Source organism: Streptomyces lunaelactis (assembly GCF_003054555.1).
GTDB lineage: Bacteria > Actinomycetota > Actinomycetes > Streptomycetales > Streptomycetaceae > Streptomyces > Streptomyces lunaelactis.
Genome location: NZ_CP026304.1, coordinates 3,706,541 through 3,719,868, shown reverse-complemented (window position 1 = coordinate 3,719,868; position 13,328 = coordinate 3,706,541). Strand labels below are relative to the sequence as shown.

The window sequence follows — 13,328 nt, the reverse complement described above, 5'->3', positions numbered from 1 at the left end:
CTACGGCTGAGCTGGGCGAACGGCCGGTTCGCGGCCTCGGAGCGTGCCGCCGACGGTACCGTAATTCCAGGCTGTTCCCCGCTCGTTCTGGCGCGGAAGTGGTGCACGGACCTCTTCGTCCCGAAGCAACTTGGACGGGCGCTCGACCATGGGCCGGTGTGCCACTCACCTGCTGCGATGGTCCGCAGGCGTGCGCGCTTGTCCGCCGCTGCACGTCGGCGTTGTCACGCAGTTAGACACGCAGCCCAGCCCAACTGCCAGGCCGCTGGCTACTCGTACATGGCCGCCGCGCACGGCCCTGACCGCTGCCTGCCGCGAAGAACTCGTGGCTCGGAATGTGGCGAGTCTCGTGGAGCCGCCGCGGGCGAAGTCCCGGGAGCTGAACCCGTGGACGCTGGATGAGACGCTGGACTTCCTCGCGGCTGCTCGGAATGACCCGCTGTACGCGGCCTTCGTCCTCGCCATCGCGATGGGCCTCCGGCGGGGTGAGATCGTCGGTCTTCGCTGGGTCGATGTCGACCTGGACAAGCGCGTGCTCTACGTCCGGCAGCAGACTCAGCGACGGCGCGGTGTCCTCTACAACGACGATCCCAAAGGCCGTCGTCGTCGGGCCGTGCCGCTCCCGGCGATGTGCATCGCCCCGCTTCGCTGGCACCGTATGCGGGCCAGATCAGCATCACCATGGACGTCTACACGCACGTCGTCCAGGACACGCAGCGCGAGGCGATCAGCCACATGGACCGGCTGCTCAAGAGGCGGCCCGGCCGTGAGTGACTGCCCCCGTTGATGTCAGATGCTGATGTCAAAGGCCCCGGACCATGATCGGTCCGGGGCCTTTTGCCTGGTGCCCCCGGCAGGATTCGAACCTGCGACACCCGCTTTAGGAGTTTTCCCTGATCAAGGCTGTGACCTGGGCAAACGTTGTCCGCGGTATGTCTGGCCTGGGGAAACGCCCCTCCGTGGTTTTCGCGAGTTCGCAGCGTTTCCCAGCCTCATGTGTGCTGAATCCGTTCCGCCTGTGCGGCAATTTGACGGCTCATCACCTCATGGTGGCCGCGGACACTGCCAGGGCCTCGACGAGCTCCTCCCGCGCGATCACTCGTCGGTCCAGCTCGATCTCGGCCACCTCCAGCGCCGCAGCCGCCCGGGCCGCCGCCTCCCGCAGATCCTCGACCCGCTCACGGGCATCCGCTTCCCGCGCCTCCAGCAATCCCAGCACCGACGCCACCGCGCACTCCTCGACGACCAAGCAGAAAGAGGACGCCGAAACCCTCCCTCACCCCAATCGGAACCATGCCTGACCAGCAACAATCAAACGACCACGTTCAGTTGAGCAACGGCTTCTAGGGATCGGCGACGAATTTGGCGCGGTCATCTGAGGGCGGACGACAAAGACCGGAGCCTCCTGATCGTTGCAGGCTTCTCCCGGCCGCTCACCACCACGGTGGGCGCAGGAAGCGCTTGATGCAACAGCAAGCGCACCCCCCACAGAGGAGAGTCTGCTCATGATCAGAAAACTCCCGCGGCGTGCCCTGGCCGCCGCGGCAGCCGCGGCCGTAGTGCTGGGCGGCCTGGCCGCCGCGCCGCCCGCCTCGGCGGATCAATCAGCACTCGAACACTGCGTACTGGACCTCGATACGGGCGCTCAGACCTGCTACGACGGGTTCACGGCCGCGTTCGCCGCGGCATCGGACGGCCGGATCACCGACGCGCCGGACAACCTGGAGGGAGCCTCCGGAGGCTCGCTGCAGGAGCTCCGTGCGGAGACGTCGCGACTCATGGAAGACGCCGCCGCCGGCGGCGCGAACGGCGACGTCATCATAGGCACGTTCTTCGAGCACAAGGAGTACGGCGGCAGGACCCTGACCATCGAGGCCGACAGGCCGTGCAGGAACAACGATGCCCAGGATCACTGGGGGCCCACCATGCCGCCGGGCTGGAACGACATCATCACCTCGCTGCAGCCATGGGCGAACTGCTGGATCGAGCTCTATTCCGACGACAACTTCGGCGGTGACCGCGACGGCGCGTACCAGACCAACACGCCGAACATCGGCGCGTACATGAACGACCGCACCAGCTCCATCGCCTACCGGTGATCCGGTCCGAACCAGACCCGAGCGCAACCAGACCCGGGCGCCCGGATCGGCCCTGGTCAACCCGAGAGAGGAGAACAGGCTTCATGCGTACGTCAATGCGCAACGCGATCCTCGCGGCGGCTCTCGTCCCCGTGTGCGGCATCCTGCTCGCGCCCTCCGCACAGGCCGAAGACGTCCCGTCACCGCGTGAGCTGCTGGAGGAGTGCGTCACCGGCGCCGAGTGCGTCTTCCACCCTGACGGCCCGCCGAAGGAAGTCAAGGGCGAGAGCCACCAGGTCGGCACGAGTGTCTTCAACTGCACGGACGGTCCGCAGACGATGAACGTCAGCTGGTCGGACACCGACACCGAGACCAACACCATCGGTGTCTCCATGACCGTCGAGGCCAGCTGGTACCAGGTCTACAAGGTTTCTGTCCAGACATCGTTCTCGCACAGCTGGGCACACGCGCACACGGAGTCGCAGACCACCGCCATCAACGTGCCCGCGGGCAAGGTCGGCTGGATCAACCGCCAGCCGACCCTGCTGGAGGTCGCGGGCCGGTACGAACTCCTCTTCAGGGACCGGTACTACGACCACTTCGTCTGGTACCTGCCCTTCACGGCAACCTCGCCCAAGGGGGACGCCGGCAGCGTGAGCCAGCACACCCGGCCGATGACCCCTGACGAGGCCAAGGCCCACTGCGGAGACACGCCGCCCACCACGCCCCCGACGACCCGCCTCCGACGACTCCGCCGCCCCGACAACCCCGCCGGCCGGCTGCTCGGCCGCCGCGTGGGACCGGGCCGCCACGTACACCGCCGACAAGCAGGTCTCCCGCAACGGCCACACCTGGAAGGCCAAGTGGTGGACCCGGGGCGAAGAGCCCGGCACCACCGGCGAATGGGGCGTCTGGCAGGACCTCGGCGCCTGCTAGAGCCTGGCCCCACCCCTTGAGCACTGTCCCCGTCCGGGACGTCACGGCCCGGCCGGGGACAGTCCCATGTCCGTGGGTGAACCGGAGCGGCTGACGGCCGGCGTCACACCGCCAGCGGGCTGATGCCGATCATTCCGTCGATCCGTTCCGGCGTCGCCGCCCGTGAGTACAACCAGCCCTGGCCCGTGTCGCAGGCGATGCGGCGCAGACGTTCCGCCTGGCCCGCCGTCTCGACGCACTCGGCGGTGGCCGTGATGCCCAGCCGGTGGGCGAGTTGGACCATCGCCTCGACGATCGTCTCGTCGGCCGGGTTGGGGTGGGCGTCGTCGTCGTAGCGGAAGCCGCGAACAAACGATCCGTCGAGTTTCAGTACGGATAACGGCACGGTGATCACGTACAGCCTCCAACAACGAACAGCGCTGGCACACGGGAAAGTTCAAACAGACGCGCCCTGCGTGACGGATGCGCCTGACGCGAGACTGTGAGCCGGGATTGAACACCGGCCCCCGCCGATCACACCAACGTTTGACAGCCGACCGATCCCCGCCAGTTCGGTGGACACACGTGCTAAAAAGCTCGAGGGCTGCCGCCGGAGCCTGAACCAGCCAGGAGCCCCGCGACATCAACACTGGCGCCAACCCACCCCGCAACGCACCCCGACATCAACCGCCCGAAAGAGGCCAGGAGAGATACTGTCCGTGTTCCCGGACTGAGAGTGCAGGTCGTTGCGGTCCCCTCGTGGGGATGGCTTCGTCCGGGCCCCCGCCTCGGCAAGCCGGTTCATTGGCTCCCTCTCCGAACATCGCGGCTTTCGTGCGTACTTGGACAAGGAGCATCGTGATCCCGACCGCTGCCGACGACGACCCCCTGGTCCTGAGCGCCTTCCGTGCATTGTCCCCGGCATCGCAACAGGCCCTGTGCCCCGAACTGGCCGAAGTCTCCGGACCATCCGGGCCCCTCCACACGGAGCAACCTGGCCGGGACGCCGCCTTCGTCCGGTCGGCCCGAACCCAGCTGTGCGAGGCCTACCTGCGCGCCTATTCCGCACAGGCTCCGAGCCGGACCTGCCGGCATCTGACGGCCGTCATGGATGACACGGTCCAGGGCAGTGTCTCCGACCAGTCGAGCGTCCTCGACCGCCACACCGCAGCCTGCCGGAGCTGCTCAGGCATCCAGGCTGACCTCGCCATCCTTCGCAGCGGAAGCCACGCAGCCCTCACCGACCTTCTCCTGGACGCGGCAGAGAACCAAGTCACTCCCCGTACCGGCACCGCCGACGCCGGCTCAAAGGGACCGAGGCCGGCGGCGCCCGATATGGCCGCCGCTGCTGGCCCAGGCTCCCCATCTCCTGGGCTGCACCCCCGCAGCCGGGGCGTGAGGGTCCTGCAGTCCCGTGCCGCGGTCGTCGTCGCGGCGTCCGTCATCGTGCTGGCGGCTGTCGTCGCCGCCAGCACGATGACGGACGGCCCGTCCAGCACCACCCGTCCGCCCCAGGACCGCGTCACCCTCACGCCCCCCATATCCGCACCCGCTGCCACCACGGAGCCCCCTGCTCCCGTTGTCATAACCTCCGCCCCGGCGAAACGTTCCCTGGCCCCGTCCCGCTCACCGGACGACCCTCCCGTCGGCTTCCAACTCGTCAACAGAAGGACCGGACTGTGCGTCGGCGCGCAGAGCCCCGCCGCAGGGACCTGGCTGCGCCTCGAGGAGTGCCGGACCACGGCGTTGCAGCGTTGGGAGACGGTCAAGGACGCATCCGGCGCGTACCGGCTTCGCAACTCGGGCAGCAGCAAGTGCCTCGACGGTACGGACGGCGGCGGAAACGTTGTGCGGGCCGTCCTGAGCGATTGCGATGATCACTCTTCAGCCCACTCCACCGTACAGCTGTGGACGATCAGCCCCGTGGCAGACTCAAGCGCGTTCCGCCTGCAGTTCGTACCTCCCGTGGCATCGAGTGACTACTCCTTGCACCTGCTGGGCCCGGAGGACTGGCCGAACGAGAGTCCGCCCCGCAAAGGCTCTTACCTCGCGCACCTGCCCGATTACTACAACTCGGAAAGCTTCGTCTTCACCATGAACCATGATGACCGACACCTCGGCTGAAACGGTGTGAGGCGGCCTCACTCGATGCGCCGCACGGCCGCCCTCGCGGTGCTGTCCGGCCGGGCCACCGCCACCCAGGACCAGCGCCGGACGACGGGGCTGCTCATGCGTGTGCAATAGGCAGCCCCCTCGTCGGTCGGTGAGTCGGCGAGCTCTATGAGCTCATGGTCCGGGTCGGTCCGACACTGACGCAGGCCGGTTGGCATTCCCAACGCCCGGTGTCGGGGTTGAGCCTGTCCGGAGTGACACCGCGTTCGGTGACCGTGCTGAACCGGCCAGTAGGGCAGTGGCTGTCCAACCTCCGCCGCCACGGAGGCTGCCGATTGTCCGGACGCGCCGGCGTTCCCCTTCTCCGCCACCGAGTATTCCGCCGGGTGAGACGGGCTGGTGAACCGCTTCCAGTTCGTCGCTGACCACCAGCGCCGCTTCGGCGTCAAGCGGTTGTGCCAGGTCCTGGGCATCGCCCGCTCCAGCTTTTGCTACTGGGGCAAGACCGCTCCGGCCCGGGCTACCCGGCAGGCCGCCGGCGCCAAGCTCACCGCGAAGATACGCAAGGTGCACCAGGAATCCGACAGGACGTCCGGAGTCCCCAGGGCCACGGCCGAGCTCCGCGAGGACGGCGAACGCGTGAAACTATCCCGGGCCCGGCCGCGGCGAAGGCTCCCGACCTGATCGGACGCGACTTCACTGCCGAGGCGGTGAACACGAAGCACGTCGGCGACATCACGTGTCTTCCGCTCGCGAACGGGACGTTCCTCTACCTGGCTACGGCCATCGACATCACTTCGCGGCGTCTGGCCGGCTGGGCGCTCGCCGACCAATTGCGGGCCGAGCTGGTCGTCGATGCCCTGGCGGCGGCCGAGCGGACCCGGGGCAGCTCACCGGCGCGATCATCCACACCGACCACTGCGCCCAGCACACCTCCGCTGCGTTCGCCACAGCCTGTGTGAAAGCCAGCGTCCGCCAGTCCATGAGCACGGTGGGTAGTTCGGCGGACAACGCGCTGGCCGAGTCGTTCAACGCGACCTTCAAACGGGAAACGCTCTAGGGCCGAAAGAGCCGGTCCAGCGAGCGCGAGGCTCGTCTCTACGCCTTCCGCTGGCTGCACCGCTACAACACCGGGCGCCGTCACTCCCGGCTCGGGCAGCGCAGCCCGATCGCCTTCGAAACGGCGCTCGAGGAACCATCAACTATCTGGCCCGAGCCGCATAGCCCGTGTCCAGGATTCGGGCCAAGGGCCCGACTTGGCAGAGACGTTCGATCGGCAGACGCTGGGTGCTTGGGATCGGCCACGAATGTGCGGTGGTCATCTGATGGCGGACGACAAAGACTTGAACCCCCTGATCATTGCAGGCTTCTCACTAGCATCGCGGACCACACGGAAAGCGCTTGATCAGACCGCAAGCGAACCCACGGAAAGAGAGTCTGCAATGATCAGAAATCTCCCGCGGCGTCCCCTGGCCGCGGCGGCGGTCGTGGCCGGGGGCCTGGGCGCCATGGCCGCGGCGCCGCCCGCCCCGGCGGATCAACCCGCCCTCGAACACTGCGTACTGGACCTCGATACAGGCTGCCAGACCTGCTACGGCGAGTTCTCGGCCGCGTTCGCCGCGGCATCGGACGGACAGATCACAGACGCGCCGGACAACCCGAAGGCGGCCTCCCAGGACTCGGGGCTCCAAGGGCTCCGGGAGGAGACACTACGGCTCATGTCGGACTCCGGCGCGAGCAGCCGCGTCGTCGTGGGCACGTTCTTCAAGGACAAGAACTACGGCGGCGGCTCCCTGACCCTCTTCGGCCCCGAACCGGGCAAGGACGACCAGGACTGGGTGGCTTCGTAGGTGAGAACGGAGAGCGGATGTTGGTGGGTCCTGGCATCGTTTCTTGATCGAGATGCTCAGAAATGTTGATGAGAACTGGCAGCACCCAGAGGGCTAGTGGTCCGGCATGTCGGAGCCGGTGGACATAGTGCGGGCTGTGGACCTGAGACCGGAGCTGCTGCCCCCGCCTGTGAGCAGGCAACGGCTGGATGAGTTGAGTTGCGAGATCGATCGGATCGCTGCCCTGGTGGCCGACCGTTCTGAGGACGCCGACGACGCGATCCGGGCGTTCAATGCTATGACCGGCCACGATTACGAAGCCTTCGACTTCATCGAGTACTACGGAAGCAGCAGCGTTGAGGAGTTTGCCAGGGAGGCGGCCCGGCCGGCTTGCCTCCCGGTTGCAGGCATCACGCGGGACGAACTCGTCGAGATTGTCCGCAGAGTCCTCGTTGCCTCCCCGGAGAGCGACTACTACCTGCGGCTCCTCGAAGCGAACGTGCTGCACCCTGGGGTCAGCGGTCTGATCTTTCATCCCCCGGAAGACCTCCAGGATGCATCTGCGGAGGAGATCGTTGATGAGGCCCTGAAGTACCGGCCGATCGCGCTTGAGCACGAGGCCAAGTCAGCCAGCCGCTTGCTGTTGTTCGGCGCGGGCGCGAGTGGTGGCGAGGCGGTAGGAGTCGGTGCCGGTTTCGATGATGTTGCCGCCGAAGGTGAGGCGGTCGACGATGGCGGCGCAAAGGCGCGGGTCGGTGAAGGTCCTGGTCCAGCCGCTGGATGATTAATTCGAGGCGATGGCGACGCTGTTCTTCTGGCGTTCGGTCAGGACCCAATGCCCCGGTTCGACTGCGCGCCCCTGCCCCGCATCGCGGTGGCAGTGCGAGCCGGAGCAGACCTGCTCGGCTCAATCTGGGCGGTTGGATCCTCCGATGAGACGCTCGGTCCCGAAGCGGAACGAGCCCTTACAGAGGCCGCCACGAGTGCCGCCGCGCTTCACCTGCTCAGGGTCCGCCGTGCCGCAGACCTGGAACGCCGCGCCCGCAGCGAACTGTTGCACTCCCTGCTGGCCGGTGAGCCCGTTTCCCCGGCAGCCGGGCTGGGCATCGAGCGTGGCAGGATGACCGTGCTCGCCTTCGAACTGCCTTCCTTGCCCGGGACCTCTGCGGACGTCGACATCATCGGGCCTCAAGTCGCCGATCTGGCGGCTGCCTGCGCCACGTTCAGCCCGGCCAGTCCCGCGGTCAGCTTCTGCCAGACCAGCCGGTAGCCGACCTCCGGGAACAGGCACATCGCAAGTAGGAAGTAGACCCCGACCCGTGAGGTCAGGTCGCGCAGTCGGCGCTGTACGTCAAGGTCTCTTCCAGCACCGCGTCGACGAGATCGAACAGCACGACCCGGGTCAGCTCCCCCAGATGGTCGGGAGCGAACCGGCCCCCGGCCACCGTGAACTCGTGGAAGACAGTCGTCAGGGCACAATGACGTGCAGGCAACGGAGCTCCATAACAGCAGACGGTCTTGGCGGACTACCTGCTCCAACGGGGCTCCCTTGCTCATGTTCGCCCCGGCGCCGAACTCCCATCAACTCGCTTGCCACCAGCACGAATGCCTTAACTACCCGGGCCTTGGGTCAAGGCCCTACTGCGACAAGAAGATCGCCCAGGGAAAGCACCACACCCAACCCCTCCTCTGCCTCGCGAGCCGACGAGCCGACGTGTTCTTCGCGATGCTCCGCGACGGCACCTTTTACGGCCCCCAACCCGCCCCCTATGGGTTGACGAAACCCATAGAGGCACCCCCTAGGGGCCGGTGTGGCACGCGTCACGTCGCCGGCGACGGGACCGGTACGGGGCCGTACTTGGGGAACGTTCAGAGATGGTCCCAACTGCCCGTTCAGAGCCTCTCAGGTGAGCGGCGTCCTGCTCTCCGACAACGACAGACCAAGGCAACCTTTGGGCTAGGCTTGGCGCACTGTTGCACGAGGGGAACAGGTCCATGACTGAGCCGTTCTTGACAGTGACTTACACAGGTGAACCCGACATCGTATTCGAGTTCGCCAAGGAGGGCGATTCCCGTTTGTTCGGCAGGGACGACACCTCGTGCGACATAGTGATCTGGTCAGCGCTCAACGGCCGCGAGCTCTCCCGGGTCGCCGGAAGAATCTGGCGGATGGAGGGCGAGTTGTGGTTGCGGAACCTGTCCACGACTCACGAGCTCCATCTGCGGATACCTCATATGCCGCCGGAACAGCCACTGCGACGCCGCCGTGACGAGCTGGCACGCGGAGACGCCCGCAGCATTCCCAGGCCCGTGTGCACCGTGCTGGGTCCGGACGGTTGCGAACTTCAGGTACGCCAGGTGAACCAGCCGGAACCGGAGATGTTCACCTACGGCCTGGACCACCCCACCCTCTCCAGGATCCCCGAAGTCCCAAGCCATCTGCGGCACATAGCCGCGGCTCTGTGCGAGCCGCTCCTTGCCGGGGGGTATTTGCCGGCTTCGTACCGCGAAGTGATGTCACGCATCGGTGAACCGAGCCTCAAGAAGGTCCGCATGCTGGTCGGCGAGCTGTGCACGCACTACACCGATGCCTCTCCCGAGCTGAAGGACCGTTTGCTGGTGCGACTGGTCCGGGAGCAGGAACAACTCGGCATACCCTCGGATCCGCAGTTGCGCCGCGGGCTGTGGACGTTCGGACAGGCCCGGGCGGGAACCACCGAAGACCGGGGCGCGGAGGAGGGCAACCGGCGGCGGGCACTTGCTCTGCCTGACTACTACGAGGTCGCGCAGATACTCGTCTCGCACTTCCGGATCACGGCCGCCGATGTGGAACGGCTCCCGGCGGAGGAGTTCAGGGATGACTGAGCGTGCCATACCAGGGCAGGATCGTCATGTGCCCCTGTGGCCCGCCAATTTCGTGAGTCTGGGCGTTTTGGGCAGGGGCTCTTCCTCGGTCGTCCACCGGGCAAAAAGCACAACATTCGACGATGTCGTCGCGCTCAAGGTCTGGCAGCGGTCGCTCACCGAGGACGAACGCATCAGATTTCGGCAAGAATGCTCCCTGCACCGTAGGCTGTCAGGCCATCCGAACATCGTTCGCTTTCTGTGGGCTGATGCACCGGCCGATGGGTCGGCGTGGATCGCAACAGAATTGTGCGACGAGTCGCTCGACGATCGACTGCACCGCAGCCCTCCCCTGTCGGGCGAGGACGCATTCGAACTCGCCGAGGACGTGCTGTCGGGCCTGGCCGAGATCCACCGGCAGGGTCACATTCACCGCGACATCAAGCCCGGCAACATTCTCCTGCGGCAAGGAAGGGCCGTCCTGTGCGACATGGGAATTGCCAAACCTGTCGACCGGCACACGCTCAACGCGCCGGCGGGGTCACCGGGCTACCTCGCCCCGGAATTGGGCCGGGGTCGGCAACCCGACCGCCGAAGTGACGTCTACTCAGCGGCGGTCACCCTCTACGGAATCTTCGGCGAGAACCCACCAGATGGCGTCGAACGTCTGCTGACGCGTGCCACCTCCAGCGAACCCGCGGACCGGCCCCCGGACGCCGGTGTCTTCCTGGATCGCCTCCAGGCGGCGCGCGCCAAGTGCGCCGCCCCCTCCGCGGAGGACACCGCCCCCCGGCCCGGAGAGCACGGCGACCGCGGGGCGAAACCGACCGAGGTCGACACATCCACCACCGAGCCACTCACCAGGCCGTGGGAGCACCGCCCAGGCGACAGCTCTCCCCCGCGTTCGGTCCGTCGCGCACTCATGATGCTCGCGGTGATCGCGGCCGCGGCCGGATCCATGGCCTTTCTGGAATCCAGGCTGGACAACCAGAACGCCAGCGCGGGAGTCGGCACGAAGTCCCCGACGATTCAGGCGAGTTCGCCCGCAAACTCCAGCTCCCCCGTTCCGTCGACGACACGAACAGCCACCACACCGGCTTCATCCGCGACCGCCACGATCACATCTCAACTACAAAGTCTCTATGCGAGCAAGTGCATGACCGTCCACGGTCCGTCGTTCGACAACGGGACGGGGTTCCAGCTGTGGGATTGCATCAACGTCCTCGAAGAACGATGGGTGTTGACCGGTGACGGGCACATCAAGGGATTGGCCGGCAAGTGTCTCGAGGTGCGACGCGGCCCGCGAACGGAGGAAGCTGGTACCCCGGTGCAGCTCTGGTCCTGCGCGGACACTCCGGCCCAGCAATGGAGTCTCACGTCCGACAGCAGACTCGTCGGGTACCAGGGCATGTGCCTGGACGTGAGAGGTCCTGAGACCGCGAACGGAACACCGATCGAGATGCGGACGTGCAGCGGAGTTCCTCAGCAGGCATGGCGCTTCTTCTGATGCCGGGCCCGGCACAGGTGCCGCAGTTGCAGCCAGAGCACGAGGCGTTCGTCGGCGTCAGAGAGATTCAGGCCGAACAGTTCGGTGATCCGGCGCAGGCGATACCGGAGGGTGTTCTGGTGCACATGGAGCCGGTCCGCGGCGACGGCGATGTCACCGAACGCCTCGAGGTACGTCAGCAGGGACTTGGCGTACTCTGCCTGCTTCTCCGTGTCGTGGCGCAGAATCGCGGCCACCGAGCCCAGCCGCAACCGCGGGTCGTGGACGGCGTTGTCGCCGAGCTCCAGCAGGATCGCCTGGCAGCGTACGTCCTCGATGGACGCGATCCGGCAGCCGTGATGCCCTGTCGCGAGCACGGACAGCACCCGGTCGGCATCCTGACGTGAGCGCGGTACCTCCGTGAGGTGGGCCACGGCCGAGCCGATGCCCGCGCGCAACCGGATACGCAAGGACGCCTCTGCCCGGCCCAGGACGGTCCTGGCCAGCGCAACCGCCCCGTGCGCTTCGGGCAGCTCGTCCGGCAGCGGAAGCAGGGCGTAGACGACGTCGCCCTCCACCACACAGGAGGAGCGGGGTGCCATCGTCTCGGCACAGGCGGCAACCAGGTCGGCCGCCTGAAGGCCGACGACATCGGCGGGGGTCTCCGGCGAGGACGGCAGCCAGAAGGCGAGTACGGTCATGCGGCCGCGCTCGATGCCGAGCCTGGCCGGCGGCGAGGAGTCGAGCTCACCGGCCATCAGGGCGCGCAGCAGTTCACCGCGTGCCTGGCGTTCCCGGTGCGTGGCACGGCGGAGCCTGAGCAGCTGCAGTGCCGCACTCTGGGCGGCCCCGCACAGAACTCGCTCCGTCTCGGGACTGAACCGTGTACCCGGGGACTGGAGCGCCCAGATGGAACCGAGCAGATCCGTTCCCGCCCGCACGGCCACCGCGAGGCGGGGCAAAGGGGAGAGGTCGTCGATCCGGATCACGCCCTGGGTGACCTGGACTCGTCGCCACGCCTGCAGAAAGTCATCGGAAGCCTGCCGCCTGAGGATGGCTTCGCGGCGCAGGTCGTCGATCGGCTGGCCGGGGAGATTGGAGTAGGCGAGCACCCGCCTCTGCGGGTCCTCGATCGTGACGGCACCGCCCACCCTCGCCGCCACGGCATCGGCCAGCGCCGCGAGGTCACCGACCGCGTCAGCCGGGGAGGAGCTGGGTGTGCCATGCCGGACCTCGCCCATGGCGGCGCCCAGCAGGGCGTCGACATGCCGCCAGGGGATCTCCTCGGCGATGTCCACCACGGCGACTCCCGCCGCGGTGGCGGTCTCGACCAGCGGCTCGGCCCGTGAACCACGTGTTTTCAGCGCGATCGCCGCAACACCCGCGTCGGCGAGAGCGGGCAGTGCGTCGAGCAGTGCGGTGTCGGCGGGAGAGATTCCGACCGCGATCAGAAGAGCGCCCCGGTGCAGGGGCCCGGCTTGCTCCGTTAGATCCAGGACCGCGTGTGCGGTGACCTGGACGTCGGCCTGCGGCTCAGGGGTGAGGAGTCTGGCTTCGTAGGGTTCGAACAGAGCGAGAATGCCCTTCAGGGACAACTGAGCGTACTCCTCTGTCATCTGACCCCTCTTCTCTTCCGACGCACCGCACGTGAGCGGAGTCCCGCCCCCGCCGGGATTCCGGATCGAAGAGGATTCGGCTGCGTCCGGCAGAGGCGGGAGTTCACATGTGGCAGGTAGCTGCCAGAATGATGAACACGGCGGATCCGGCCGCAACCGTGAAGACGAACGCGCCCCAGGCTCAGGCGCCGAGAATGCGTCCCACCGCTGCACTGTCCCATTCAGCGGCCCAGGCACTGCGACCGTCGGCCTTCGGCACTGTTCTCGTCCGGGGTTCCTCGAACGGGCTGTGCTGCTCCCAGGCGTATTTCGATCGATCGTCATGGAAACCGTCCCAGGTCTGAAGGATCTTGTCCTTCGGTCGCCATCCCCTCAATCGCCATCATTGAGCGGTTTCCGTCATCGAGCCACGGCAGGGCTGTCCTGGCCGCCGCCGCGGACATTGTGA

General features: G+C 67.0%; 12 protein-coding genes and 5 pseudogenes. 12 read left to right on the top strand and 5 right to left on the bottom strand.

Features of this window, described 5'->3' with window-relative positions; all coding sequences use genetic code 11:
• Positions 1 to 289: 289 nt before the first annotated feature.
• Positions 290 to 774: pseudogene (locus SLUN_RS16730) on the top strand (site-specific integrase); the annotation flags it as partial.
• 265 nt (positions 775 to 1,039) lie between these two features.
• Here the strand turns inward: SLUN_RS16730 and SLUN_RS16725 are convergent.
• Positions 1,040 to 1,228, bottom strand: a complete 189-nt coding sequence (locus SLUN_RS16725) for a hypothetical protein (protein WP_254710387.1) — start codon at positions 1,226 to 1,228, stop codon at positions 1,040 to 1,042.
• Positions 1,229 to 1,505: 277 nt separating this feature from the next.
• On the opposite strand from SLUN_RS16725, the gene SLUN_RS16720 reads away from it, so the two are divergent.
• Positions 1,506 to 2,099: a beta/gamma crystallin family protein gene (locus SLUN_RS16720; protein ID WP_108149250.1), complete on the top strand. Its 594-nt coding sequence runs from the start codon at positions 1,506 to 1,508 to the stop codon at positions 2,097 to 2,099.
• A gap of 83 nt (positions 2,100 to 2,182) precedes the next feature.
• Positions 2,183 to 3,034: a hypothetical protein gene (locus tag SLUN_RS42605; RefSeq protein ID WP_442759036.1), complete on the top strand. Its 852-nt coding sequence runs from the start codon at positions 2,183 to 2,185 to the stop codon at positions 3,032 to 3,034.
• Between the two features lie 83 nt (positions 3,035 to 3,117).
• Here SLUN_RS42605 and SLUN_RS16705 read toward each other — a convergent pair.
• Positions 3,118 to 3,396, bottom strand: a pseudogene (locus SLUN_RS16705) (EAL domain-containing protein); the annotation flags it as partial.
• Between the two features lie 455 nt (positions 3,397 to 3,851).
• Here SLUN_RS16705 and SLUN_RS16700 point away from each other — a divergent pair.
• The 5 genes and pseudogenes from SLUN_RS16700 to SLUN_RS42700 form a co-directional block, all read left to right on the top strand.
• A complete protein-coding gene (locus tag SLUN_RS16700; protein ID WP_108149249.1) occupies positions 3,852 to 5,117 on the top strand; it encodes an RICIN domain-containing protein in 1,266 nt (421 codons plus the stop codon).
• 387 nt (positions 5,118 to 5,504) lie between these two features.
• On the top strand, positions 5,505 to 5,789 hold the full coding sequence (locus SLUN_RS16695; RefSeq protein ID WP_108149248.1) for a hypothetical protein: 285 nt from the start codon (positions 5,505 to 5,507) through the stop codon (positions 5,787 to 5,789).
• A gap of 26 nt (positions 5,790 to 5,815) precedes the next feature.
• Positions 5,816 to 6,067 carry a DDE-type integrase/transposase/recombinase gene (locus SLUN_RS16690; RefSeq protein WP_254709879.1) on the top strand — a complete coding sequence of 84 codons (252 nt, stop codon included), beginning with the start codon at positions 5,816 to 5,818 and terminating at the stop codon, positions 6,065 to 6,067.
• A gap of 480 nt (positions 6,068 to 6,547) precedes the next feature.
• Positions 6,548 to 6,955 (top strand): hypothetical protein, encoded by a 408-nt coding sequence (locus SLUN_RS16685; protein WP_108149246.1) that lies wholly within the window; start codon positions 6,548 to 6,550, stop codon positions 6,953 to 6,955.
• A 106-nt stretch (positions 6,956 to 7,061) separates the two neighbouring features.
• Positions 7,062 to 7,520, top strand: a pseudogene (locus SLUN_RS42700) (bacteriocin immunity protein); the annotation flags it as partial.
• A 39-nt stretch (positions 7,521 to 7,559) separates the two neighbouring features.
• Here SLUN_RS42700 and SLUN_RS40480 read toward each other — a convergent pair.
• Positions 7,560 to 7,766 (bottom strand): annotated as a pseudogene (locus SLUN_RS40480) (ATP-binding protein); the annotation flags it as partial.
• 3 nt (positions 7,767 to 7,769) lie between these two features.
• Here SLUN_RS40480 and SLUN_RS39985 point away from each other — a divergent pair.
• Entirely contained in the window at positions 7,770 to 8,204 is a 435-nt protein-coding gene (locus SLUN_RS39985) for a hypothetical protein (protein ID WP_170146521.1), read from the top strand.
• On the opposite strand, the gene SLUN_RS16670 is transcribed toward SLUN_RS39985, so the two are convergent.
• Positions 8,123 to 8,491 (bottom strand): transposase domain-containing protein, encoded by a 369-nt coding sequence (locus SLUN_RS16670; protein ID WP_108149245.1) that lies wholly within the window; start codon positions 8,489 to 8,491, stop codon positions 8,123 to 8,125. The genes SLUN_RS39985 and SLUN_RS16670 overlap by 82 nt on opposite strands.
• 73 nt (positions 8,492 to 8,564) lie before the next feature.
• Between SLUN_RS16670 and SLUN_RS41195 the strand changes: the two are divergent.
• The 3 genes and pseudogenes from SLUN_RS41195 to SLUN_RS16655 all read left to right on the top strand — a co-directional run.
• A pseudogene (locus SLUN_RS41195) lies at positions 8,565 to 8,693 on the top strand (IS110 family transposase); the annotation flags it as partial.
• A 236-nt stretch (positions 8,694 to 8,929) separates the two neighbouring features.
• A complete protein-coding gene (locus SLUN_RS16660; RefSeq protein ID WP_108149244.1) occupies positions 8,930 to 9,799 on the top strand; it encodes an FHA domain-containing protein in 870 nt (289 codons plus the stop codon).
• Positions 9,792 to 11,285, top strand: coding sequence for a serine/threonine protein kinase (locus tag SLUN_RS16655; RefSeq protein ID WP_159100269.1), 1,494 nt, complete (start codon positions 9,792 to 9,794; stop codon positions 11,283 to 11,285). Before SLUN_RS16660 ends, SLUN_RS16655 begins: the two co-directional genes overlap by 8 nt.
• Here the strand turns inward: SLUN_RS16655 and SLUN_RS16650 are convergent.
• Positions 11,261 to 12,880, bottom strand: coding sequence for a PucR family transcriptional regulator (locus SLUN_RS16650; protein WP_159100268.1), 1,620 nt, complete (start codon positions 12,878 to 12,880; stop codon positions 11,261 to 11,263). The genes SLUN_RS16655 and SLUN_RS16650 overlap by 25 nt on opposite strands.
• Positions 12,881 to 13,328 lie beyond the last annotated feature (448 nt).